Annotated in this window: 11 protein-coding genes and 1 riboswitch; of the genes, 6 read left to right on the top strand and 5 right to left on the bottom strand. The window is 64.2% G+C overall.

All coding sequences use genetic code 11. The annotated features are described in order from the left end of the window. From BLS41_RS29700 to BLS41_RS29685, 4 genes are all read right to left on the bottom strand, one after another. Positions 1-396 carry a tautomerase family protein gene (locus BLS41_RS29700; protein ID WP_074771300.1) on the bottom strand — a complete coding sequence of 132 codons (396 nt, stop codon included), beginning with the start codon at positions 394-396 and terminating at the stop codon, positions 1-3. A gap of 150 nt (positions 397-546) precedes the next feature. Next, positions 547-3,666, bottom strand: coding sequence for a bifunctional diguanylate cyclase/phosphodiesterase (locus BLS41_RS29695; RefSeq protein ID WP_074771299.1), 3,120 nt, complete (start codon positions 3,664-3,666; stop codon positions 547-549). Continuing rightward, positions 3,663-4,457 carry a substrate-binding periplasmic protein gene (locus BLS41_RS29690; RefSeq protein ID WP_074771298.1) on the bottom strand — a complete coding sequence of 265 codons (795 nt, stop codon included), beginning with the start codon at positions 4,455-4,457 and terminating at the stop codon, positions 3,663-3,665. The genes BLS41_RS29695 and BLS41_RS29690 overlap by 4 nt, the downstream gene beginning before the upstream one ends. Before the next feature lie 341 nt (positions 4,458-4,798). Further along, positions 4,799-5,599, bottom strand: a complete 801-nt coding sequence (locus BLS41_RS29685; RefSeq protein WP_074771297.1) for a phosphodiesterase — start codon at positions 5,597-5,599, stop codon at positions 4,799-4,801. A 120-nt stretch (positions 5,600-5,719) separates the two neighbouring features. Between BLS41_RS29685 and BLS41_RS38670 the strand changes: the two genes are divergently transcribed. The 6 genes from BLS41_RS38670 (at position 5,720) to BLS41_RS29660 (ending at position 13,833) form a co-directional block, all read left to right on the top strand. Further along, the gene (locus tag BLS41_RS38670) at positions 5,720-6,079 is read left to right on the top strand and encodes a hypothetical protein (RefSeq protein ID WP_143026421.1); all 360 of its coding nucleotides are present in this window, start codon (positions 5,720-5,722) and stop codon (positions 6,077-6,079) included. Between the two features lie 296 nt (positions 6,080-6,375). Then, on the top strand, positions 6,376-9,162 hold the full coding sequence (locus tag BLS41_RS29680; RefSeq protein WP_074771296.1) for an ABC transporter permease subunit: 2,787 nt from the start codon (positions 6,376-6,378) through the stop codon (positions 9,160-9,162). Then, positions 9,159-9,860 (top strand): ABC transporter ATP-binding protein, encoded by a 702-nt coding sequence (locus BLS41_RS29675; protein ID WP_074771295.1) that lies wholly within the window; start codon positions 9,159-9,161, stop codon positions 9,858-9,860. Before BLS41_RS29680 ends, BLS41_RS29675 begins: the two co-directional genes overlap by 4 nt. A gap of 96 nt (positions 9,861-9,956) precedes the next feature. Continuing rightward, a complete protein-coding gene (locus BLS41_RS29670) occupies positions 9,957-11,177 on the top strand; it encodes an ABC transporter substrate-binding protein (RefSeq protein WP_074771294.1) in 1,221 nt (406 codons plus the stop codon). Continuing rightward, positions 11,174-12,586, top strand: a complete 1,413-nt coding sequence (locus BLS41_RS29665; protein WP_074771293.1) for an LLM class flavin-dependent oxidoreductase — start codon at positions 11,174-11,176, stop codon at positions 12,584-12,586. The genes BLS41_RS29670 and BLS41_RS29665 overlap by 4 nt, the downstream gene beginning before the upstream one ends. Further along, positions 12,583-13,833, top strand: coding sequence for an acyl-CoA dehydrogenase family protein (locus BLS41_RS29660; protein ID WP_074771292.1), 1,251 nt, complete (start codon positions 12,583-12,585; stop codon positions 13,831-13,833). The genes BLS41_RS29665 and BLS41_RS29660 overlap by 4 nt, the downstream gene beginning before the upstream one ends. A gap of 505 nt (positions 13,834-14,338) precedes the next feature. Here the strand turns inward: BLS41_RS29660 and BLS41_RS29655 are convergent. After that, on the bottom strand, positions 14,339-24,415 hold the full coding sequence (locus BLS41_RS29655) for an autotransporter-associated beta strand repeat-containing protein (RefSeq protein WP_171910346.1): 10,077 nt from the start codon (positions 24,413-24,415) through the stop codon (positions 14,339-14,341). A gap of 691 nt (positions 24,416-25,106) precedes the next feature. Beyond that, a riboswitch (ZMP/ZTP riboswitch) is annotated at positions 25,107-25,190 on the top strand. The last annotated feature ends 9 nt before the right edge of the window (positions 25,191-25,199 follow it).

The following is a 25,199-nucleotide window of genomic DNA, read 5'->3' as shown; positions in this document are numbered from 1 at the left end:
TTACTGCTCGCCCGGCGTCCATTCCGGGCTGTAGCCGCCGAGCGCCGGGTGATACATCTCATCGCCGGAATGCTGGGTAAATTCGACGTTGAGCCGGTCTTCACGCAGCCCAAGAATATCGATGCAGTGCGCGCACAACGCTTTGGCGACGTCCATGCGCAGTTCGGGCGCCCGGCCCTTTCTGATGTCGAGCATCATGACCGCGACCGGGATCGGCTCCGCACCGGCGTTGGGAATCCGCCAGACCCCGCCTTCCCCCAGTTCCCGAATCGCGACGCTGATACGCCTGATGTCGACCGACATCATCCGCGCGTAGGTTTCGCTCATCTTCAGCGCAAGGCGCCGCTTGTCTTCCACGGAATAGTGGTCGTTTACGTCCAGTTGCAGATAGGGCATGGTCGTCGCACTCCTTGAAAGCCCCATTTTTTCACCGGACGCGGCGCCTCGCCAATGTCGGATGCGCAAGGTTTCCGGACACGCGAGCGTTCGCGTTGACCCGCTGACGATCGCCTTGTCGAGACGCGGCGGGACCGTTCGGGGCGGCCATCATGCGCTTATTCTGCTATCCACCGACGGACATTGAGTTTGTCTGAACATCGCTTCGAAGTCCTCGATGGAGAGCGGGCGCGAGAAAAAGTAACCTTGATAGGCGTGGCAACCCGCCGCTGCGAGAAAGTCACGCTGCGCCTCCGTCTCGACCCCTTCCGCGATGACCCCCAGACCGAGACTGCGCGCAAGCGCCACGATAGCGCTGGCGATCACCGCGTCGTTGGGATCAACCAGAATATCGCGTACGAACGAGCGGTCGATCTTAAGCTGGTCCAGCGGCAGGCGCTTCAGATACGAAAGCGACGAATATCCGATACCGAAATCGTCCAGCGCGAACACAATGCCCTTCTCTTTCAGAGCCTCCATCTTGCGGATGATGTCCTGCACGTTGTCCACCAATACGCTTTCCGTCAGCTCCAGTTGCAACCTGTCAGGCCTCGCGCCGGTTCGATCGATGATGGTCAACACCTTTTCCACGAAATCGGATTCGCGGAACTGCTGGGCGCTGACGTTGACCGCAATCGTGAGGTGTTCCATGTCAGCGCGCGTTGCCCATTGCGCCAGCTGCGCGCACGCCGTTTCCAGAACCCAGTTTCCCAACGCGAAAATCAGCCCCGTCTCTTCGGCAAGGGGAATGAAGTCACTGGGCGAGATCAGCCCGCGCCGGGGATGCTGCCAGCTGACGAGTGCCTCCACACCGGTTATGTCGTTGTGGTTCACCTGCGCCTGATACTGGAGCAGCAACTGGTTGCCTTCGACCGCATCGCGCAATCCCGCTTCAAGCAAAGCCCGCTCTACCACGATGGTTTGCATCTCCGGGTCGAAGAAGCACATCGCGTTGCGTCCTCGCTCCTTCGATTTGTACATCGCCAGATCGGCCTGTTTCAGGAGTTCATCGATCAAGGTCCGATGTCCGTTGAACACGGTCGCGCCAATACTTGCGCCGCTGCGGTATTGAACGTCGCCAAGCTGGTATGGCGTGCCGAGCGTGGCGAGAAGTTTTTCGCACAGGGCTTCAGTCTGCGCCGCCGCTTCCCGCCGGTTTCGGTGCAAATTCCTCAGCACCACCACGAACTCGTCGCCTCCTACTCTGGCGACGGTGTCGCTATCTCGCACGCTTGCGGCCAGACGTTGTGCGACGTGCTTCAGCAGCAGGTCGCCTTTGTCGTGGCCCAGCGTGTCGTTCAACGTCTTGAAGCGATCCAGATCGATGAACAGCAGCGCGCCGCATTCTCCAGTCTGGGCGCTGCCGGCAATCGCCTGCTTCAGGCGGTCCAGCAGGAGTGTCCGGTTAGGCAATCGGGTGAGGGCATCGAAAAACGCTAACTCCCTGATGCGCTCTTCCGCGATCTTGCGTTGAGTAATGTCGTGATGTGTGCCGACATAGTGACTAACGACGCCGTCATCGCTCACCACGGCAGAGATCGTGAGCCACTTCGGGTATTCGTCGCCATTTTTGCGGCGCCCCCAGATCTCCCCTTGCCAGCCGCCGACACGACGAATCGTGTCCCACATCTCCTCGAAGAATGCGGCTGCATGACGGTTGGATCGAAGCGCCCGAGGTGTCTGGCCGACGATCTCCTCGGGTGCGTAGCCCGTGCATTCGGTGAACGCCGAGTTCACGCGAAGAATCGTGGCGCTGGCGTCGGTGATCATCATCGGCTCCATCGAATCGAACGCAACGGCGGCGATTCGAAGTTCGGCCTCCGCCTGCTTGCGTTCGGTAATGTCCCGCCCGCTCGTGCGAAAACCGATGAAACCGCCCGTGGAGTCGCTAATGGGAACCCACGACGCAGACAGCCACATCAGCGAGCCGTCCTTGCGGATGCAGCGAAATTCCAGGTCGTCGCCACGACCGCCTTTCAGCGCCTTTCTGAATTCCGGCGCCACGCGCGGAATATCCTCCGGGTAGATCACGGCTCCGGCGAAATCGCGCATGCTCATGCATTCGTCGACGGTATAGCCGATGTAGTCCTTGACCGCCGGATTGATCCAACGCGGCTTGCCGTCCCGTCCCCACCAGATTTCCCAGTTGACCGTGCAGTCGGCGATCGCGCGGAATTTCTCCTCGTTCTCCCGTAGCTCTTTCGTCATCGCCGACGCAAGCCGTAACGTTCGTCCGCGACTGGTCATCATCAGCCAGGTGAGCAGCGCGAGGAGCAGACTCAAGCCGGTGCCGGTAACGGCGATCGGAAGCATCGCGTTACGGCCGAAGCGGGCGTAAAAGTCATCCTGCGCGCTCATCGAGAGCGTCCAGTTGTGCCCGCCGACGACAAGGTATTCGCTGGCCGATATGTCCGACGGGCGGTGAAGGCCAGGGGCATCCGGCGTTCGATGAAACAGCGCGGCGGGCGAAGGCGTGACACCGTCATAAACAGCGATGCTGAGTCCGGGCGGCTGCTCTCCATACAGACTCGCAATGACGTCACGCATGCGGAACGACGCATATACCCAGCCGATCAGGTGGGCGCGACGCTGCTCGACGCTATTCTGCGGCTGGCCCGGCGCGTAGAGCGGCAGGTACATGATGAAGCCGGGGTGCGCATTGGTTCTGGCATCGACCGACAGATGAACCTTTCCAGAAACGGTTGCCATCCCGGAGTCGCGTGCCTGCTCCAGCGCACGCCGCCGTACCGGATCCGACCACGCGTCGAACCCCGGCGGAGCCCGATTGATGCCGACAAATGGCTCACGCTGGATGATCGGTGCGTAGTTGTCGTGCGAGCCTTGCGACTGGATCGCGTAGTCGAGCAGTCCCTGACGATGCATCGCGGCGACGTGGGCCGTCTTCTGGGCCGCCGGCACCCACGCGACGATCCCGATCGCCTGGATGCCGGAGAAGTTCGCATCGACATTGAGGGTGTCCACATAGGCTCGAAAGCGCTCGCGGTCTACGTCACCGCCAGCGACGACGAAACTCTGCACGCCACGCAGCAGAAGTTCATACGTGCCCATACGCTGTTCGATCCGGCTGACGGCGTCGCCGAGCGAGAAATTGAACTGGTTCTGGAGTTCGTGGCGGGAGGCTTGCCGTTCATGGTCCCATAGCATCCAGGTCACGCTGAGCGCAGCGGACAGGACCACGAGCGGCAACAGCACCAGGCGCGCCCAGTTCACTGGCGTGCCTGGAAGTTGACCATCGAGGTGGCGAGGTCGGGTTTGAAATACTTCTCGAAAATTCGCAGGACAGTCCCGTCCGCGCGCATTTGATTCACCAGAGCGCGCCATTTCTCGCGCTCGTCCGGCGACAGTGCTTTCTTCGACATGATGAGGCCGTGCGGCACGGCTGGGTCGTCGAACTCCACGATGGTGGTCACATCGCGGATCTTTTTGTCGTCGATCGCAGGGTAGTCGAAGGGCTCGATAATCATGCCCTGTATCTGCCGGAGGATCAGTGCCTGATACAACGGATCCAGACCGCCCGCCTGGCTCACCCGGTTTTCATTCGACAGCGAGTCGACGAGGCGGTTTGCCGATTCGCTATAGCGGAAGCTGCGAATTACGCCGAGTCGAAACTGGTCGTTGTGCTCGAAATCGGCAAGGCGCCGGATGCCTGCATCTTTACGGACGAGCAAATAGTATTTGTTGCTGAAATACCAGGCGAAGTCCGCGTACTGGTTGCGCTCGTCATTGGAAATGCCCGACAGACTGAAGTCGAGTGCGCCGGACTCGATCAGCTTCCAGATTCTGGCCCGCGACATGAGACTGACTCTGATCTGGCAGCCGCTGCGCCGGCTCAACTCGTCGGCGAAATCCTTGTCGATACCGGTATCCGTATCAACCGAATACAGCAGCCCGTGATCGTGCAACGCGAGCGTGAACGGGCGTGAGCAAACAGGGCTGGCCGCTATGGCAGTGCCCAGACTGCTCATCACCAGCAACATCCCAGCAAGGACATGTCGAATCACGGTAATTCCATCCTGTGAAACTTACTGAGTAGCGATCCCTCTGATCGGCGGTAACCTGACGCGCGCCGCAGACGTGTTGCCACGCTAACTGCGGGTAGTCAGATACCGTTTTTTGGGAAGCTGGCCGAAATACACCTGTCTTGCCGGGTCAACATAATAGTTGATCCGAAATCTTCCTGCTCGATCTAACGGCATCCTGCTGTAATTCTTTAGGTATCGGCCAGGACGCAGGAAGTTGTCTCCCAACGGCTGGCGCCATCGGAACAATTTGACCATTCACGCGACTGTGACGACCGGCTGAGACCGATTGAATCCGCGAGATCGGGTGGCGGAAAATCTGGCTAGGCAAAAGGCAGCGGCCCTTCGAACTGCCCGATATAACACAGATGAGAAACCGCTGGCCCACGCAGTTCTCCCCAGCGATGCAACATAAAAGCAGGCGGCTCAAGATAAGAAGCCGGCTCGGCATCCGCTTCGACGCGCAACGCGATCTGCGTAGTCGTGCTGGGACAGGTCAATACCGGCACAGGTCCGATGCGCGTTTGCATCGAGCGGTGAACGTGGCCTGCGACGATACGGTCGACGTTGTCGTATCGGGAGACGAGTTCGACGAAAGCGTCAGCGTCTCGCAGGCCGTACACGTCGAGATACGGTATGCCGGTAACGAACGGCGGATGATGCATCGCAACGACGACCGGTCTATGCACGTTTGCAGCAAGCTCCCGCTCAAGCCAGCTTAGCGAAGCGCGGCTAAGTTCACCGTGGTGGAGTCCCGGGACACTCGTGTCGAGCGCGAGAATCCGCACCGCGCCGACATCGATGCCAAAGTTAAGCTCGCCTTCAGCTGGTAGCCACAACTGATCGGCAAAGGCGGCGCGCAAATGGTCCCGATCATCGTGATTACCGGGCATTACAGCAAACGGATGTATTAACGGCGCGAGCAATTCACGCAGCGCCTCATATTCTGCGGGTGATCCCTCGTCTGTCAGATCACCTGTAATCAGGACGAGATTCGGAACGGGCTTCAACCGGTTGAGCGTTCCGATGGCGCGCGAGAACATCGCGTTGGAGTCGACGAGACCTTGATAGAGCAACCCTCGCGGCCGAACATGAATATCTGAAAGCTGCGCAATCACTGTCATGGGCACCCTGCACGCCGGTCGTGGACTATTCGGGACAATTCTTTGGTGCGAGGAGGCTAAACGACCAAAAAACTTTTGTGGAGGGTGCGCGACCGCGCCGAAGTCGGAGCCCTTCCCCGGATGAACCCCGGCATGTCGAACCCGTATCGGCCGCGCAAGTTTGACGCGACTTTACGCACCGCATCGAGCCATATCGTCAATCGTTGCACGCGGTTGCACATCATTCAAAGCGCCGATTTATCTATCTGCGCAACACTCCTCATTTATGTGACCGACGACAGTAGTCCGTTGATCATCGGATACGCGGATCAAGCACGTCGTGCTGCATCCAGTCGCCCTGATCCGCTTCAAAGGATGGCGATTACTGGCAATAGATTCCCAATCAATCGGCAAACCCAAAAGAAAAGCAATGCGAAGCAAATTCGCGTAACCGATCTACGCTCACTCACAAGTTTCAATAGCGAAACCATCACTAAGTAACGCGAAATGATCCAACGGATCGCCCTCCACCGCTCACGCGAATACCCCCGATTCTCCGCAATGGGAAGCGAGAAATGGCCACTAGCTTCAAACAATTAGTCATTTAGCTATTAAGCATTCACCGAACATAATCGACTTTTCAATCGCTATTGCGCCACACGGGATAACGCAGAAACATCGTTACCCGCGCAATCGCAGACACCTCCGACAAAGCACTGGAGAAACCGCTGTGCTCACCTCTTTCGTGATCATCATGACGACGGCGCGCAGGCGTTCGCCGATCGACAGGACCTGACATGCAGTCGATTTTCGAATATGCGCTACTCGGCCTGAGCACAGGCGGAGCGTATGCACTGGTCGCGCTGGGACTCGTCGCGGTCTATCGCGGCACGGGCGTCGTCAACTTCGCGCAGGGCGGCATCGGCATGGCCGCCACCTACGTGTTCTGGAAGCTCTATGCGCACGCGGGCGTGCCGCTGGGGATCGCGCTTGCAATCGGGCTGCTGTCCGGCATCGCAATCAGCATCGCGTTCTATGCATTCGTCGGCCGGCGGCTAGTCGGTGCATCGACGACGATGAAGACGCTGGTCACGCTAGGTCTTCTGTTAGCGCTGCAGGCCGCCGTCCGGATCGTCTGGACCAACCAGCAGGAGCGTGTGCCCAGCTTTCTGGTATCCGGCGGCGCGACGCTGTTCGGCGCGCGCATCCAGTACCTGTCGATCGTGCTCGTTGTAGTCGCAATGGCACTGACCATCCTGCTGACGCTGCTGTTCGAGCGCACGCGCTTCGGTCACGCGACGACCGCCTTGCAGGACAGCCCGCTCGGTGCGCAAGCGCTGGGATTTTCGCCGCATCCGTGGGGCGCGGCCGCGTGGGGCATCAGCGGACTGCTCGCCGCGCTGGCCGGGATACTGCTGTCGCCCGTCACGGCGCTGAGTCCGAACGCGCTCAGCAGCCTCGTGATTCCGTCGCTCGGCGCCGCGCTGATCGCAGGCTTCCGGCGCTTCTGGGTCGCGCTCGTCGTGGCGCTCGTCGCGGGCATTCTCGAATCGCTGGCGATCGGGCTCTCCATCGAGCCGGGTCTTGGAAAGTCGATCCCCTACATCGTCACGCTGATTGCGCTGATCGTCAGCGGCCGCAATCTGCCGGGCCGTGGCACGATCGACGCGCCGCGCCTGTTCCGGGTCGGCTCCGGCCGGCTCAGCTGGTTTGGTCTCGCAGCGGGCGTCGCCACGGTCGTCGTAGCAACCTTCGCCTTGCCGGATTACTGGTCGGACACGATCGCGCTGACCGGCATCTTTGCACTGGTCGGATTGTCGATGGTGGTCTCGACAGGCTACGCGGGCCAGGTCAGTCTGCTGCCACTGGGCCTGAGCGGCGCGACCATGCTGCTCGCCGGATGGCTCAACCAGAACGGTGCATCGTTGCTCGTCACGCTGTTGGGCTCAGCGCTCGCGGCGGGTGTCGCCGGCGCGATCATCGGCGTGCCCAGTGCGCGGCTGCGCGGGATCGGGCTGACCATTGCGACGCTGGCAGTCGCGGCGATCATCGAAACATGGGGCTTCACTACCGACCGCTTTCTGAACGGCGTGCAAGGCTGGACCACGAGTCACGTCGACCTGTTCGGCGTGTCGTTCGACAACGCGTTGCACCCGCAGCGCTTTGCATTGCTTGCATGGAGCGTGACCATTCTCGCGAGCCTCGCGGTCGCGAGCCTGCGCCGCAGCCGGGCAGGACGCCGCATCCTCGCCATGCGGTCGAACGAGCGCGCCGCCGCGGCATCAGGCATATCGGTGCCGCAGGCCAAAATTGCCGCATTCGTGTTCTCGACGATACTCGCGGGCCTGGCGGGTGCACTGCTTGCGCTGCAAAGCGGCACGGTCGGTGGTCAGCGTTTCGGCGATGGCTTTGCATACACGGACAGCCTCGCCGTGCTCAGCATGGCCGTGCTGTCGGGCGCGGGATTCATCATGGGCGGCGTGCTCGCAGCGAGCTTCGCGCCTGGCGGCGTGCTGCCGCAGATCCTGTCGTTCAGCGGACCGGTCAACGACTGGGTTGCGCTCGTGCTGTCGCTGAACCTCGTGTTCGTGCTGATCACCGAGCCCGACGGCGTCGTGGCCCAGATCCAGCGCGGCTGCGCACGGTTGCCTGTCGGCCTGCGACGAATCGGCAACCGCCTGATCCAGTGGCCGCAGCGCGCTCCCGGGACGGTTCGCGAAACCGCACCGGTCGAGCCAGGCCGCGCGCCGTCGCCGTCCACACTGCGCGGCGCAGGTGCAGGCGCGGGCGCCGCGCTGCAGGTCGACGGGTTGCGTGTTGCGTATGGTTCGGCGGTCGTCGTCGACGGCGTGAGTTTCAGCGTAGCGCCGGGCGAAGTGCTCGGCGTGTTGGGGGCGAACGGTGCGGGCAAAAGCAGTCTGATCGATGCGATCACCGGCTTTGTTCCGGCGCGTGCGGGGCGCGTCCTGATCGGCGGAGAGGACGTCAGCACCTTCACGCCGGAGCGCCGCGTCGCACGCGGTTTGACGCGTACCTTCCAGGACCATTTGCTGTTCGACGACCTCTCCGTGCGGGAAAATCTGCAGGCCGCCGCCGAGCGCAAGGATCGGCTCGCGTGGCTTCTCGCTCCGTTCGGTCTCGCGCCGCGCAGGCCGCTGCCTTCAGTGGATATAGCCGCCGCCGCAGCCGGCATCACCCATCACCTCGATGCAACCGTCGACACGCTGTCGCTGGGCTGGCAGGCGCGCGTCACGCTGGCGCGCGCGCTGGCCGCGAGTCCGCGCGTGCTATGTCTCGACGAGCCCGCCGCGGCGCTGAGCCCGGAGGCGCGGCAACACGCGATCGACGTGATCCGCCGCGCGGCGCGCGAACTCGGCATCGCCATTCTGCTGATCGAGCACAACATCGACGTGGTCCTTGCAACCTGCGACGCAGCCATCGTCATGGAGGCTGGACGCGTGATCGCTCGCGGCACGCCATCCGAGGTGCTGCGTCTGCCCGCCGTACGACGCGCTTATCTCGGCGAACCACTCGAAGCCGACGACGCATCGTCGAGCCCGCTTCTGGCGAGGGCCGTCGCATGACACAACCCGTACTCGAACTTCGCCGGCTGCGCGCCGGCTACGGCCACCGCCGGATTCTCAACGACATTTCACTCAGCGTCGAAGCCGGCGAGATCGTCGCGCTGCTCGGCCGCAACGGCGCGGGCAAATCGACGACGCTGCTGGCCATTGCCGGATTCATCGCCGATGTCGAAGGCGAGATCCTGCTCGACGGGCGGCCGCTCACGGGCCCCGCGCATCAGCGCGCGCGTGCCGGAACGGGTCTCGTCATCAAGGGGCGCAGTCTGTTCGGCTCGCTGAGCGTCGCCGACAACCTGCGCCTGTGCGATCTGGCGCCCGCCGCGCTGCTCGACATCTTTCCCGAACTGGAGCCGCGTCTTGGCGTGGCCGCCGGTCAACTGAGCGGCGGCGAACAGCAGATGGTCGCGGTCGCGCGTGCACTGCTGCGCAGGCCGCGCGTCGTGCTGCTCGACGAACTCACGTTCGGCCTGAGCCCGGCGATGGCGCGGCGCGTGGTCGATGCCGTCGTCAGCCAGTCGCGCAACGAAGGGATTGCGGTGCTCGCGGTCGAGCAGCACATCCACATCGCCGAGCGGATCGCGACGCATGCGGCCATCGTCGCCGATGGCGAGGTGAAACTGCATCTGCGCCGCGACGAACTGCTCGCGCGCGCGCACGAAGTCGAAGCCATCTATCTCGGTCACGCGCTCGATGTGTGAGCCGTCTTCCATGCCGCGTCGAGTGTCCTGCGCGCATTTTGCGTTGGACGCCGTGCGCTTGTTCATGACTTTTATCGTCCCCACCAGACTTCGCCCATGACTCTACGGTCTCTTTCGCTTGGCGGCGTGCTTGCCGCCACCACCCTCGCCTGCGCACTCAACGCATCGGCCGAAAGCCAGCCGCCGGTGCTGGTCGGCTTCATCATCGCCGCGAGCGGCTCGCCGTTCGCGGTGACCGACCCGGGCCGCGTTGCGCAGATTGCAGCGCGCGCGGTCAACGACGAGGGCGGCATCAACGGCCGCAAGCTGGTCGTTGAAATCTGCGATACCAAGGGGCAACCCGCCGCCAGCATCGCGTGCGCGCGCCGCCTCGCCGACGAAGGCGCGATCACGTTGATCGGCGGCAGCAGCGCGAACGGTGTCGACAAGATCCTGCGCGCGAAGAACATGGCCGCGTGGTTCCCGATGGGCAGCGATCCCTCCGACGTGCGCAACCCACTGTCGTTCATCACCGCGTTGAATGGCGCGGGCGCAGCGCAAGGCACCTATCTTGGCGCGAAACGTTTTGGCGCGAAGCGTGCCGTCTATGTGTCGATGCTGGGCAACAAGACCTATCAGGAAACCGCGCGCTTCGGCTACGAGCAGGCAGGCGTGACCGACGTTCAGATTGTGGAAGTGCCGCCTTCGACGACCGACTTCGCGCCGTACATCGCGAAGATCAAGGCACTGCACCCGGACGTCTGGGGCGGCATGCTTTATCCGCCTGAACAGCAGACGCTGCTGGTCGAAGCAGCCGCACAGCAGGGCATCAGGATTCCGTTCGTCAGCAGCAACAACGTGATCGAAGATGCGACCATCGCCGCCCTCAGCAAGGCGCCGTTTCCGAACTCGCTCGCGCTGGAAAAAGGCGAGGATGCAAAGCGTTTCCCGACGTGGTCCGAGTACGAGCGCCAACTGGCGAAGTACGACCCGAATCATGAAGTGAAAGGCCCGACCGACGGCACCACCACGACCGACTGGCTCGCCGTGTGGACCTTCGCGCAGATCGCCCGCAAGCTGCCGACAGTGACCGTGGACAGCTTCCGCGAGCACGTCGCGCACGAACGTAATTTCACGACCGACGTTCTCCATCCGATCGACTTCACCGCCGTCGCGCCGGTGCAGGGCATGCCACGCCAGGAGAACATCTGGGCGTTCGCCGGCCATGTCGAGGGCGGCCATGAAGTCGTCGACGATCCGGCGCCGTACAGCGCGTGGCAGAAGACGCCGGTCAAGCCGTGGTCGGCACAACAGATCGCGGAGGCGACCGGAAAATGAGCCAGCCTACTTCCAGCGCGGTACGTCCGCTGATCTACAACGCGTTCGCGCACGTCACGCCGAATCACCATAGTCACGGGCTGTGGCGTCATCCGCTCGGACAGCATCAACTCGACTTCCACAAGCTCGGACCCTGGATCGAGCTCGCGCAGACCGCCGAACGCGGTTTCTTCGACGTGGTGTTTCTCGCCGACGTCGCGGGTATTTACGAGACCTCCAGCGGACAGTGGCAACAGGCGGTGCGCACCGGCATGCAGTTTCCGTCGCACGACCCGGCGGCGCTCGTTTCGGCGCTCGCCGCTGCGACGAGCAATATCGGCTTCGCGGTCACCAGTTCGGTAATTCAGGAGCATCCGTTCAGTTTCGCCCGCAAATTCTCGACGCTCGATCATCTGAGCGAAGGACGTGTGGCGTGGAATATCGTCACCTCGTATCTCGACAACACGGCACGCAATTACGGACTCGACAAACTGCCTCCGCACGACGAGCGCTACCTGTGGGGCGAGGAATATGTGCAGGTGGTCTACAAGCTGTGGGAAGCCAGCTGGGAAGACGGCGCACTCGTGGCCGACCGCGAAAGCGGCGTGCTGGTGGACCCGTCGCGCCTGCACGCGATCAACCATCACGGCGAACGTTATCGGGTCGCCGGGCCGCATCTCGTGCAGACTTCGCCGCAGCGCACTCCCGTGCTGTTCCAGGCTGGCGCGTCGGAAGCCGGGCGCAACTTCGCCGCCCGCCATGCAGAGGTCACATTCCTGCCTTCGCGTACCCCTGAGTCCGCGGCGGCCGACATCGCCGATCTCAGACAGCGTGCGGTAGCCGCCGGTCGCCGTGCCGACGACATTCGCGCGATCGTGATGCTCTCGCCGGTAATCGGCAGCACAGAGGCAGAAGCGAAAGCGCGTCGCGCGGACATCCTCGAATCGTTCAGCCTCGAAGCACTCGCCGCGTTCTGGAGCGGCAGCATCGGCGTGGACCTGACGCACATCGACCCGGCCACGCCGCTGAGCGAACTGCGCCAGCAGAATGGCACGCGCGGCACCGTGCGCGCGTTCATCGACGCCGCGCCCGACGGCGTCGTGACCTTCGCTGACGCGCTGCGCAAGACGATCTCCGCGCAGTTCGCAGGCACGCCCGAGCAGATCGCCGACGAAGTGGAACGCTGGGCCGCAGCGGGCGTTGCCGGCTTCAACGTGGTGCCGGTCACCACGCTCGGCTGGTGGAGCGAATTCGTCGATCACGTCGTTCCCGTTCTGCAGCGGCGCGGACTGATGCAACGCGAGTACGCCCCCGGCACACTGCGCGAAAAGCTGTTCCGCGGCGCCGCTCACCTGCCCGACTCTCACCCGGCGCGACGCCTGCGCCCATGGGCTCATCCCGCCACACAACAGGACGCCACACTCTCATGACTCTCGATCGATCGGCTCCGCCCGCAGGCTTCGTTATCGGCGACGCGTGGGGCCATGGAATCACTCACGCTTTCCAGGCGGCGCTGCCCGCCCCGACTCTGGAGATATTGCGGCGGATTCGCAGCGGCAGTGTCGAGCGCGAACTCGAACGGCGGCTGCCCAACGAGGAAATCGGCTGGCTCCGCAACGCCGGACTCACCGCGTTGCGAGTACCGAAGGAATACGGCGGCCACGGGATCGGCCTCGCGGATTTCTTCGACTTCCTGATCAAGTTGTCGGAAGCGGATTCCAACCTCACTCAGGCATTGCGTGCCCACTTCGGCTACGTCGAGCACATTCTCACCAGCTCGCCCGAACGGCGCGACGTGTGGCTGCCGAGGCTCGCCGACGGCGCCATCGTCGGCGCGGCGTGGTCCGAGACCGGCGACGCGCGACAGGAACGCTTTTCGACCCGGCTGACTCGCGAAGCCGGCGGCTGGCGCCTGAATGGCGCGAAGTTCTACACCACCGGCTCGCTGTTCGCAGACTGGATTCACGTCGGCGCGAGCGGTACGCAAGGCGAGCCGGTCGCGGTGACAATCGATCGGCATGCACCCGGCGTCGAGGTCGTCGACGATTGGGACGGGATGGGCCAACGCCTCACCGCGAGCGGCACGAGCCGCTTCACGGATACGCCGGTCGACCCTGCTGAAATCGTCAGCGAAGCCGCGCCGTTCTCTTACTCCGAGGCGTATTACCAGTTGGTGCATCTCGCTACGCTCGCGGGCATCGGCCGCGCAGCGGCAACCGATGCAGCCGCCGCGGTCGCGGCGCGCAAGCGCAGCTATAGCCACGCGCCGGCCGCAAGACCTGCCGACGACCCTCAGGTGCTGCAGGTGATCGGCCGCCTGCGTGCCCACGCGTATTCGGCGGGAGCGATCGTCGCGCAAGCCGCGCGCGCGCTCGAACGGGCGGCCAACGCGGATTCTGGCGCGACCGGCAACGCCGTGGCGCTGACGATCGAAGCGGAACTGGAAATATGGCAGGCACAGACGGTCGTCTCGCAATTGATTCTCGACGCCACCGCCGAAGTTTTCGATGCGCTAGGCGCGTCGGCGACGTTGCGGTCCGCGGGACTCGACCGCTACTGGCGCAACGCGAGAACGATTACGTCGCACAACCCGCGCGTGTACAAGGACCGGATCGTCGGCAACTTTGCGGTGAACGGTGCGTTGCCGCCGGGGCAATGGCGGATCGGCGAAGCGTGAAGGCGGGGGGGGGATGTATCACACGGTCTGATTGTCGAAGGATCGCGATGCGCCGTCGAACAACCTCTTCTGTCCGGTCCGTGCTCTACCCTGATCGTCCATACCAAAGCCTGCTGTTAACTCGGTTCGTCGCCGGACCTGATTTGCGCTTGACATGATTCGACAGCGCACCGTCGCCGACACCCGCAACAGATGTGTCGAGCACACTACATCACGAGAAATCGCGCTGTTTGCGACTTTGATGCAGCCTGAACGTATTGAGCAAAAAAGAGCCCGCACATCGGCGGGCGTAATCCACGTCGAGGAGACATGGAGGAGACAGCTTGCTCAAAAAACCGTGCGACGGATCACGACAAACCCAGGCGGTGAAACTGCGGAAAACGATCAGTCGCGCTCGTTCGCCATAACGTGTGAAACGGGGTGTGCGCCTCGCGCGTCGCCACGCCGTTTTTTTGCTGATTGACGCACATCCGGGACTCTGCTGCCTATCCGCACGTCCCTCCCTTCAGAACTTCCACGCGAAACGTCCCGAGATAGCATTGTCGTGCGATCCTCCCCCGTACTGGCCGCTATAAGCAATCCCCAACGTGACGTTCTTCGCGATGTTCGCGTCGACGCCCAGTTCCAGCACGGCGGTATCGCGTGCGATCGGTACGCCGCTCACGTTGAACGACGATCCGCCTGTCATGAACGCGAGCGTCGACGATGGTTGCGTACTGCCGAACGCGTGCCGCCAGCCCGCCATCGCGTGGCCGGTGAAAGCGGCAAGCGGCAGTTCGCCGAGACGCGTCGAAACGCGCAGGCCTAAAGTCGAGAAGCCGATGTTGTCGGTCTCGCCGTTGCTGCGCAGCGCGCTGTCACCGCCAGTTTCGCTGAAGCCGCTGGTGTGCAGGTTCACGTACGCGAGGCCGGCAAACGGTTCGAGTGCGAAACGGTTGAACGGCACCGCATAACCGACTTCGCCGAACACCTGTGCGGCTTTCGCCGAGTAGTCGGAGCTATTGTGATCGGCGAAACCCGTGAAGGACGGGTAACGGTTCATGTCCACGTCGTTCCACGTATAGGCTGCGCCGAGTCTCACGCCGATCGGCCCGTACTGTGCACCGCCGTACATCGCAATGTGATAGCTGTCCACATCCGCCGACGAGGCCAGATCATTGTCGAGCGAGCTATGTCCGAAGCCGCCCGCGACGCCGATGCGCCACCTGTCGTTGAGCGCCATGTCTGCGCCCGCAATGAAGCCGGCCATGCTGCGATCGATCCCGGACGTGTTGCTGTCACCTCCGAGCTTGCTGTCGGAGCCGTATGCCTGCGCCCAGACCACCGGCTGATAGCGCCGTGGGTCGACACAGGCATCGCGCGAACCGCTGTGCGCAGTATCGGCCGGCATCGCGCCCTGTCCGATCCGGCCGTCGCACTGCGCGGAACCCGCCGACATCGACGCGAGCGGACCACTCGAAGGCGCTAGCCCTTCCCGCAGACGATCGGTCACGGCGTCCCGGACATAACGGCTGTCGAGCAGCAGCATGCTCTTCGTGCTCGCATGCAGTTCGCCGTCGAGCTGGTTGAACGCGACGCGCGCGGTGCGCACGTCGCTCGAAAACAGGGCCGGCACCAGCGTCGCGCTGCCGCTGCCCGCTGCGGCCGCCGACATTCCGGCGAGCGAGGCGCTCACTGCAGTCTCGTTCGGCGTCGTCGCGACCGACGTTAGCGCTGCGCCGTTCGGCGTCAACTGAAGATACGCGTGGTCCGGGTCGTAGGTGAGCGTGGGGGTCAGGAACGGCAGATTCGACGTGGCGCCCGCGAAGGTGCCGCTGACGCCCTGGCCCGCCGTGACGATCGGATAGACGGTCGATGGTGTGTAAACCCCTTGTCCCGCCGAGACCTGCACCGTTCCGCCCAGCAGCGTCGTGCTGCCGGTCGTGGTCAACGAGCCGCTTTGCTGCGGCGTCACGGAAATGGCCAGCGTCGAGCCCTGATCGAACTGCGCATTGCCGGCGACGTTCAAAGCCTGACCGGGTTGCCCGCCGACTGCCGTCGCGCCGCTCTGCACGATCAGACCGCCCACGGTGCCGGTACCGGACAGCGTCGCCCCGTTTTGCACGGTCACCGTCGAGCTGGCCGTCGAGCCGGTCACCGCGAGCGTGCCGGACGATACGGTCGTCGGTCCGTTGTAGGTGCTGGTGCCGCTCAGGGTTAGCGTGTCGCTGCCACTCTTGGTCACCGAGCCGGTGCCCGTCAAAGCGCCTGCGAAGGTGCCGCCACCGTTCACGCTCAGACTGGAGTCGCCCAGATCGATCGACGAACCCGGCGCGCCGTCGAGCGACGGCAGCGTCACTTGCAGCGGCGTGGCGGCTGCGGACGAGCCGAGGGTAAGCTGGCCGCCGTTCATCGTCAGACCGCCGGTGCCGAGCGCGCCGCCCGATGCGAGCGTCAGCGTGCCGCTGTCCACCACGGTGCCACCGGAGAACGTGTTGTTGCCGGCGAGCGTCAGGTTTGCCGCGCCGTCCTTGACGAGGCCGCCCAAGCCGGACACAACGCCGGACAGCGTGGTGTCGGCGCTGCCGCCGATCGTCGCCGTCGCGTCCAGATCGACCGGATTCGCGAGATTGACCGGCGCGCTCGCATCGAGCGTGGCTGGGGCAGCGACGCTCAACGCGCCGCTGCCAAGCGCAGCATCGTTGCCGACAATCAGCGCACCGCCCGCGAGCGTGGTGCCGCCGCTGTAGGTGCTGGCCGACGACAGCGTCTGGGAGCCGGCGCCGGTCTTGACAATTCCACCTGTGCCATTGATCGTGCCGCCGAACGTGCCGTCCGAACCGCCGCCGAATGTCAGCGTGTTCGCGCCGAGCGTCACGCTGGTGCCGCCGACGCCGGACAGCGAACCGACGGTCGGCGTACCGCTTGCGCCGCTCACGTCGAGCGCCGTGCCTGGATTGACGAGATTGACATTGGTTACGGCCGACAGCGTCCCAGCACCCGACAAAGCGAGCGTGCCCGAGTCGACCGTGGTCGCGCCCGTGTACGTGTTCGTGCCGCTGAGCATTTCGGTGCCGCTACCGGCCTTCGTCACGCCACCCGTACCGCCGATCGAACCGGCGAAGGTGCCGTCGTGGGCGTCGCCGAGCGTCAGCGTGTTCGCGCCGAGATTGACGGTGCCGCCGCCGGTCAGCGTGCCGACCGTGGGCGTGCCGCTGCCCGCCGACAGGTCGAGGGTCGCGCCATCGGCGATATTCGCGATGCCCGGCGCAAACAGGCTCGCGCTGGTGCCGAGTGCAAGCATGCCTTCGGTGATCTGCGTGCCGCCGGTGTAGGTGTTTGCGCCGTTCAACGTGAGTGTGGCCGCGCCGTCTTTCGTCAGACTGCCCGTGCCGGACAGCGCGCCGTTCAGTGTCAGGTCGTTGCTGCCCAGCACCGTCAGTCCTGAGTTCAGCAGCACGTTGTTGGCGAGCGTCGTGGCGGTGCTGCTGTCGAGGGTACTCGTACCGCTCACTGTCAGCGTGCCCGTGCCCAGCGCAGCGTTGTTGCCGACGACCAGGCCGCCGGCATTCAGCGTCGTGCCGCCGCTGTAGGTGTTCGCGCCGGTGAGCGTTTCAGTGCCGCTGCCCTGTTTGACGAGGCTGCCTGTTCCGTTCACGGTGCTGGCAAGTGTCTGGTCGGTCGAATCGCCGAATGTCAGCGAGTTCACACCCAGCGACACCGTGCTGCCTGCTACGCCGCTCAGTGCGCCGACGCTCTGACTTGCCGTTGCACCACCGATGTCGAACAACGAACCCGCTCCCACGATATTCACTGCGCCCGTCGATGCAAGGCTGCCGCCCGCGCCGAGTGCGAGGGTGCCAGCATCGATTGTCGTGCCGCCGGTGTACGTGTTCGCGCCGGTCAGCGTTTCGGTGCCGCTGCCTGCCTTGACGATGCCGCCCGTGCCCCCAATCGTGCCGCCGAAGGTCTGATCCGACGCGTCGCCGAACGTCAACGTGTTCGCGCCGAGCGTCACCGCACTGCCGCCGACACCAGACAGTGCGCCGATCGTCTGAGCCGCGCCCGACCCGCTGATGTCGAAGCCCGTACCGGCAGCACCGAGCATCACACTGCCTGTCGGTGCAAGCGTGCCGCCTGCGCCAAGCGCAAGCGTGCCTGCATCGATCGTCGTGCCGCCCGTGAAGGTGTTGGTGCCGGTCAGCGTCTCGGTGCCCGCGCCGACTTTGGTCAAACTGCCGGTGCCACCGATCGATCCACTGTAGGTGCCGTCGTTCGCGTCACCGAGCGTCAGCGCGTTGCTGCCGAGGTTGACTGTCCCGCCGCCGGTCAGCGTACCGAAGATCTGCTGGCCGTTGCCCGCCGACAGATCGAAGGTCGCGCCGTCGACGACATCCACGATGCCGCTCGCCGCCAGGCTCGCATTCGCGCCGAGCGAGAGCGTGCCTGCATTGATCGTTGTGCCACCCGTGTACGTATTCGCGCCGTTCAGCGTCAACGTGGCCGCGCCGTCCTTGGTCAGTCCGCCGGTGCCCGACAGCACGCCGTTCAGTGTCAGGTCGTTGGTGCCCAGCACCGTGAGCCCCGAATTGAGCAGCACGTTGTTGGCGAGCGTCGTCGCGGTACTGCTGTCGAGCGTGCCGGTTCCATTCACTGTCAACGTTCCCGTGCCCAGCGCCGAGTTGTTGCCGATCACCAGACCGCCCGCGTCGAGCGTCGTGCCGCCGCTGTAGGTGTTCGCAGCGCTCAACGTTTCTGTGCCGCTGCCTTGCTTGACGAGCCCACCCGTTCCGGTGACGGTGCTGGCGAGCGTCTGAGCGGTCGAATCGCCGAAGCTCAGCGAGTTGGCGCCCAGCGATACCGTGCTACCTGCCGTGCCGCCGAGTGCCCCTACGGTTTGCCCGGACGACGCACCGCTGATGTCCAACGTCGATCCCGCGCCGGTCAGATTCACTGCACTGTTCGATGCAAGGCTGCCGCTTCCCGACAACGCCAAGGTACCCGCATTGATCGTCGTTCCACCGGAATAGGTGTTCGGACCGCTCAGCGTTTCGGTACCGCTACCCTGCTTGACCAGGCCGCCGGTTCCTCCGATCGTGCCCGCAAACGTGCCGTTGTTCGTATCGCCGAGCGTCAGCGTGTTGGCGCCCAGCGCGACCGTCGTGCCGCTCACGCCGTTCAATGCGCCGATGGTCGGCGCGCCGCTCGAGCCGCTGACATCGAAGCCCGCGCCCGCGCTGGCCAGCGTCACATCGGTCGCCGACGACAGATTCCCCGCACCAGCCAGCGCGAGCGTACCTGCATCGATCGTCGTGCTGCCCGTATAGGTGTTCGCGCCGCCAAGCGTTTCAGTGCCGCTACCCAGCTTGACGATGCCACCCGTGCCGCCGATTGCACCCGCGAACGTCTGATCCGACGCATCGCCGAAGTTCAGCGTATTCGCGCCCAACGTGATCGCGCTACCCCCGACACCCGACAGCGCGCCGATCGTCTGGGCCGCGCCCGCGTTGCCGATGTCGAACACCGAATTCGCGCCGCTCAGCGTCACCGCACCGCTTGACGCGAGACTACCGCTCGCGCCGATCGCGAGCGTTCCGTCGGCGATCGTCGTGCCCCCGCTGTACGTGTTCGCACCGGTGAGCGTTTCAGTGCCGCTGCCTGCCTTAATGATGCCGCCCGTGCCGCCGATCGTGCTGCCGACGGTCTGATCCGATGCGTCGCCGAACGTCAGCGTGTTCGCGCCGAGCGTCACCGCACTGCCGCCGACACCAGACAATGCGCCGATCGTCTGATCCGCACTGGACGCGCTAATGTCGAAGCCCGAGCCGATCCCGTTGAGCGCCACGCTGCCGATGGCGGCAAGCGTGCCGCCCGCGCCGAGCGCGAGGGTGCCCGCGTCGATTGCCGTGCCGCCGATGTAGGTGTTGGTGCCAGTCATTGTTTCGGTACCCGAACCGACTTTGACGAGACTGCCGGTGCCGCCGATCGAGCCGCTGTACGTTCCGTCGGCGGCGCTGCCCACGGTCAGCACGTTCGAGCCGAGGTCGACCGTTCCGCCGCCAGTCAGCGTGCCGAAGACCTGCTGGCCGTTACCCGCCGACAGGTCGAAGGTCGCGCCGCTCACCACGTCCACGGCTCCGCTCGCGGCAAGGCTTGCATTCGCGCCGAGCGCAAGCGTGCCCGCGTTGATCTGCGTACCGCCTGTGTAGGTGTTCGCGCCGTTCAGCGTTAGCGTGGCCAAGCCGTCCTTGGTCAGTCCGCCGGTGCCCGACAGCGCGCCGTTGAGCGTCAGTTCGTTGGTGCCCAGCACCGTGAGCCCAGAATTAAGCAGCACGTTGTTAGCGAGCGTCGTCGCGGTACTGCTGTCGAGCGTGCTCGCGCCGTTCACTGTCAGCGTGCCTGCGCCGAGCGCCGAGTCGTTGCCGGTCACGAGACCACCTGCGTTCAGCGTCGTGCCGCCGCTGTAGGTGTTCGCAGCGCTCAACGTTTCTGTGCCGCTGCCTTGCTTGACGAGTCCGCCTGTACCCGTAACCGTGCTGGCGAGCGTCTGGTCGGTCGAATCGCCGAATGTCAACGAATTCGCACCGAGCGACACACTGCCGCCCGCCACGCCAGATAGCGCGCCGACCGTCTGGTTCGCCCCCGCATTGCCGATATCGAAGATCGAGGTTGCGCCGCCTAGCGTTATCGCGCCGCTGCCCGCGAGACTGCCGCCCGCGCCGAGTGCGACGGTGCCGTCGTCGATCGTCGTGCCGCCGCTGAAGGTGTTCGTGCCGCTTAGGGTTTCGACTCCCGAGCCTTGCTTGAGCAGCCCGCCGGTTCCGCCGATCGTGCCCGCAAACGCGCCGTTGCTGGCGTCGCCGAGCGTCAGCGACTTCGCGCCCAGCGCGACGCTGCTGCCGCTCACGCCGTTCAACGCGCCGATGACCGGCGCATTCGTCGCAGCGCTCACGTCGAGACTTGACCCTGCGTTCGCCAGATTCATATCGGACGAGCCCGACAGATTGCCCGCGCCAGCGAGTGCGAGCGTGCCCGCGTTGACCGTCACAGGACCGGTGAACGTATTCACACCGCCTAGCGTCAGTGTCGACGCACCGTTCTTCGTCAACGCTCCGCTGCCTGACAGCACGCCGCCCAGCGTGAGATTGTTCGAGCCGAGTACTGTGAGGCCCGCGTTCAGTCCGACGTTGTTGGCGAGCGTGAGCGCCGCGCTGTTATCGAGCGTCGCCGCGCCGTTCACCGACAACGCGCCCGTCCCCAACGCTGTGTTGTTGCCCAGCGTGAGGCCGCCTGCGTCGAGCGCCGTGCCGCCACCATACGTGTTCGCACCGCTCAGCGTTTCGACGCCGCTACCCTGCTTGACGATACCGCCCGTGCCGCCGATCACGCCGGCCAAGGTCTGGTTGGTCGCATCGCCGAACGTCAGCGTGTTACCGCCGAGCGTCACCGCCGTGCCGCCGACACCGGCCAGCGCGCCGATCGTCTGACTCGCGCCGGACGCGCCGATGTCGAAGCCCGCCCCCGCGCCTGCGAGCGTCACGCCGCCTGTCGCCGCGAGACTGCCGCCCGCGCCCAGCGCGAGCGTACCGGCATTGATCGTGGTGCCACCGGTGTAGGTATTCGCGCCGCTCAGCGTCTCAATGCCGTCGCCCTGCTTGACGATCCCACCCGTGCCGTCGATCGTGCCGCCGAACGCGCCATTCGCCGCGTTGCCGAAGGTCAGCGTATTCACGCCCAGCGACACGTGGCTACCCGCGGCGCCGTTCAACGTACCGATGGCCCCGGCGCCCGTCGCGCCGCTGATATCGAAATCGCTACCGGCGTTGGCCAGTGTCAAATTGCCCCCGGTAGCCAGCGCGCCCGCGCCGGACAGCGCCAGCGTGCCCGCGTTGACGGTCGTGCCGCCGGTGAACGTACTGGCCGCCGTCAGCGTCTCAGTGCCGTTGCCCTGTTTGACGATACCGCCCGTGCCGCCGATCACGCCGCCGAACGTCTGGTTCGTCGCATCGCCGAACGTCAGCGTGTTGCCGCCGAGCGTCACCATCGTGCCGCCGACACCGGCCAGCGCGCCGATCGCCTGACTCGCGCCGGACGCGCCGATATCGAAGCCCGCCCCCGCGCCTGCGAGCGTCACGCCGCCTGTCGCCGCGAGACTGCCGCCCGCGCCGAGTGCGAGTGTGCCCGCGCCGACTGTCGTCCCGCCTGTATAGGTATTGGCAGCCGTAAGCGTCTCCGTGCCACTGCCCTGCTTGACCACACCGCCCGTGCCCGCGATCGCGCTGCCAAGCGTACGACTGGTCATGCCGCCGAAGGTCAGCGTGTTGGCCCCGAGCGAGATCGTGCTGCCCGTCACGCCGCTCAGTCCGCCGATCGTTTGCGTCCCTGACGCGCCCGTGATGTCGAAGCCGCTGCCCGTGCCGGCCAGATTGACGAAACCGCCTGCCGCGAGAGAACCGCCTGCGCCGAGCGCAAGCGTGCCCGCATTGATCGTCGTGCCGCCGGTATAGGTGTTGGCGGCAGTGAGCGTTTCGCTGCCGCTGCCCTGTTTGACGACTCCGCCCGTCCCGTTGATCACGCCGCCGAACGCCAGGTTCGTCACGTCGCCGAACGTCAGCGTATTCGCGCCGAGCGTCACGCCTGAGCCCGTCACGCCGGACAGTGCGCCAATGGTCCTGGCGCCGCTCGCCGCGCCGATATCGAACTGCGCGCCCGCACCCGCCAGGTTCACCGCGCCGCTGCCCGCCAACGCACCATTGCCGGACAGCGCGAGCGTACCCGCGTTGATCGTGGTGCCGCCCGAGTAGGTGTTCACGCCGCTCAGCGTTTGGGTGCCGCTGCCCTGCTTGACGATGCGCCCCGTTCCGCCGATGACGCCGCTCAACGCCAGATTGTTCGCATCGCCGAACGTTAGGGTGTTTGCACCTAACGCGACATTGCCGCTGCCGGAGAGTTCGGCAAGCGTCTGGCTGGCCGACGCCGCGCTGATGTCGAGCACCGTTCCCGCTGCATTCAATAGCACCGCGCTGCTGGGCGACAGCGTGCCTGCTCCGCCGAGCGCGAGCGTGCCGGCGTTGATTGTCGCCGGACCGGTGAAGCTGTTCACGCCGGTCAGGGTGACCGTGGCTGCGCCGTTTTTTGTCAGCGCGCCCGCGCCGCTGATCGGACCGCCGAGCGTCAACGCATTGCTGCCGCCCAGCGTCAGCACATTACCAGCGCCGAGCGCGATCTGATTTGCCAGTGTCAGCCCTGCAGCGCTCGTATCGAGCGTGCCCGAACCCGTCACGGTGAGCGCGCCCGTGCCGAGAGCGCTGCTGTTGCCGGCGACGAGCCCTCCGCCGTTCAGCGTCGTCCCGCCTGAATAGGTATTGGCACCGCCGAGCGTCAAAGTGCCGGCACCGGATTTCGTCAAGCCGCCCGTTCCGCTTGCCACGCCCGATAGCGTCGTCGCATTGGCGCCCTGCACGGTCAGCCCGCCGGTTCCGAACGCGAGTGTGTTGCCGAGGTTGAGCCCCGCCACCGCCGCCTGCACCGCCCCGCCGTTCGACGTGATCAGACCGGTGCCGAAACCGGCCGCGTTGTCGATGATTGACACCGAGCCGCTGCCGAGTGTCGCATCGCTCGCGGTGGACGCGCCGCTCAATGTCCACGTGCCGCTGTCGACCGCGAGATGCTGGAAGTTGATGTAGTTCGGGTTGCTTAGCGATCCCGTTGCGGGGCCTCCGCTTGCCTGTTGCAGGTGCAGCGTATTGTTGCCGCCCGCGCCGCCGTCGACGACGCCGGCCGCTGCGAATCCCACCGACAATCCCACGATGCCGAGCAGATTGCCGCTCGCGCCAACGCCCGCCGATACCGACGAGCCCGTGCGGGCCGTGAACGAGTTGGTGCTCCCCGCGCCCAGCGACACGCTGCCGATAATCGTGCCTGCATTGACGAATGAATTGCCCGCACCCGGAGTGCCGGACGCCTGGAACGCAACTCGCCCGTTGATCACACCCGTGCTGCTGTTGGTGAAGGCAATCTGGCCGCCGCCATACGCGACGATCGCCGCCATATCGCCCGGTGCGACCGTCAGGCCAAGCAGCGTCGCCACCCCCATCGTGCCGCTATTCGTGATCGTAGTGACGCCACCCGTGCCGTTCTGCACCGCGAGTGCGAGGCCGGTCAGATTGGCGAGATTGACTCCCAGCAAGCCGGTCGTCCCTTTGATCGTGCCGCTGTTGGTCACGTTGATCGTGTTCGCCGACGAATTGCCAATCGACGCGCCGCTCGACAGCAGGCTCGCCACGCCCAGCAACGATGGATCGATGACGCCCGCATTATTCAGCGTCACGTTGCTGCCGGTGAGCGTCAGCGCAGTTCCGCCGACTCCAAGCAGTACGCCGAGAGTCCCGGTCGAGCCGATGTTGACCGTCTGATTGCTGATCGAACTCGATAAGCTCGGCGCAAGCGGATTGGCCGCGCCAGTGCAGGTGACGATCGCGCCGGCCGTGGTACAGGTTGCGTCCGCTTCGCCTGTGCCAACTATGCTGAATACCAGAAACGCGCTGGCAGCAAACGCGGTTTTTTGCAGACTGAATCTATTAAAATCAACGACGCCTTTCACGATCACCCCCAAAGCCAATTCGCACATTAATAGGGTTAGTCACCGCCCATTTCAGAATGGCGAGCAATATCCGCCGAATCGAAAATCGACAGGCAAAAAATTGCATTAACCTAAATTTTTGGTTGCGTGCGCTACCTACGCGCAATGCCCTCAGGGCTGACGCCTGATCATGTGACGCACATATCAGAACCCTCGATTGATCGTCTCTCGTTAATGCATTATTAGATTCGGAATGTCTTTCATCAGCTTATACAAAACGCCCCCGTTCGCAAGTGCCGTTAATTAATATCTCGAAAGAAAATTGTATTGCATAAGATAGTCGGAAAATATGTCCGCGACTCAGTTAATCAGTATTATTGACGCAATTCCAGAGCAATTGAATTAGGCTTGACGACCCCAGACAAGTGGAAACGGATAGAAGACTAACTACACAGTGACTCACTTCAGCGTTTCATATGGGAATGCACTCCGCTTCCAAACGTTCTTGAGCGATCTGCCGTGCATCGGCGGTTTCGGGGTAGAGAGCGTACGTTCCGAAGAGGGCTCCGCCTGTCTCGGGTGCAGTGCGATATCTGCCCGGATTCTCCGTGGACCGCGAACGACGCTTAAACGGTCAGGGCGCAGGACGGAAGCCGAAACACTGCAGTCACCCGTCCCTTCTTTTCTGTGTATTTTGTCTATGCAATAATCTTCGCACTCATGTGACTGGCGCATACAGATAGAGTCCTATCGGGGAGCGTGAGGTTATTCGCCGCCGCGCGCCTGGGCATTACCTACTATCTCT

The organism is Paraburkholderia fungorum (assembly GCF_900099835.1).
Classification (GTDB): Bacteria; Pseudomonadota; Gammaproteobacteria; order Burkholderiales; family Burkholderiaceae; genus Paraburkholderia; species Paraburkholderia fungorum_A.
Note: the sequence above shows the minus strand (reverse complement) of the source record. Positions and strands in the feature narration are given on the sequence as shown.

Bases quoted from the DNA above. Each gene is read 5' to 3' on its own strand.
- BLS41_RS29700 (WP_074771300.1), bottom strand. From the start codon at position 396: ATGCCCTATCTGCAACTGGACGTAAACGACCACTATTCCGTGGAAGAC.
- BLS41_RS29685 (WP_074771297.1), bottom strand. From the start codon at position 5,599: ATGACAGTGATTGCGCAGCTTTCAGATATTCATGTTCGGCCGCGAGGG.
- BLS41_RS38670 (WP_143026421.1), top strand. From the start codon at position 5,720: ATGAACCCCGGCATGTCGAACCCGTATCGGCCGCGCAAGTTTGACGCG.
- BLS41_RS29680 (WP_074771296.1), top strand. From the start codon at position 6,376: ATGCAGTCGATTTTCGAATATGCGCTACTCGGCCTGAGCACAGGCGGA.
- BLS41_RS29675 (WP_074771295.1), top strand. From the start codon at position 9,159: ATGACACAACCCGTACTCGAACTTCGCCGGCTGCGCGCCGGCTACGGC.
- BLS41_RS29670 (WP_074771294.1), top strand. From the start codon at position 9,957: ATGACTCTACGGTCTCTTTCGCTTGGCGGCGTGCTTGCCGCCACCACC.
- BLS41_RS29665 (WP_074771293.1), top strand. From the start codon at position 11,174: ATGAGCCAGCCTACTTCCAGCGCGGTACGTCCGCTGATCTACAACGCG.
- BLS41_RS29660 (WP_074771292.1), top strand. From the start codon at position 12,583: ATGACTCTCGATCGATCGGCTCCGCCCGCAGGCTTCGTTATCGGCGAC.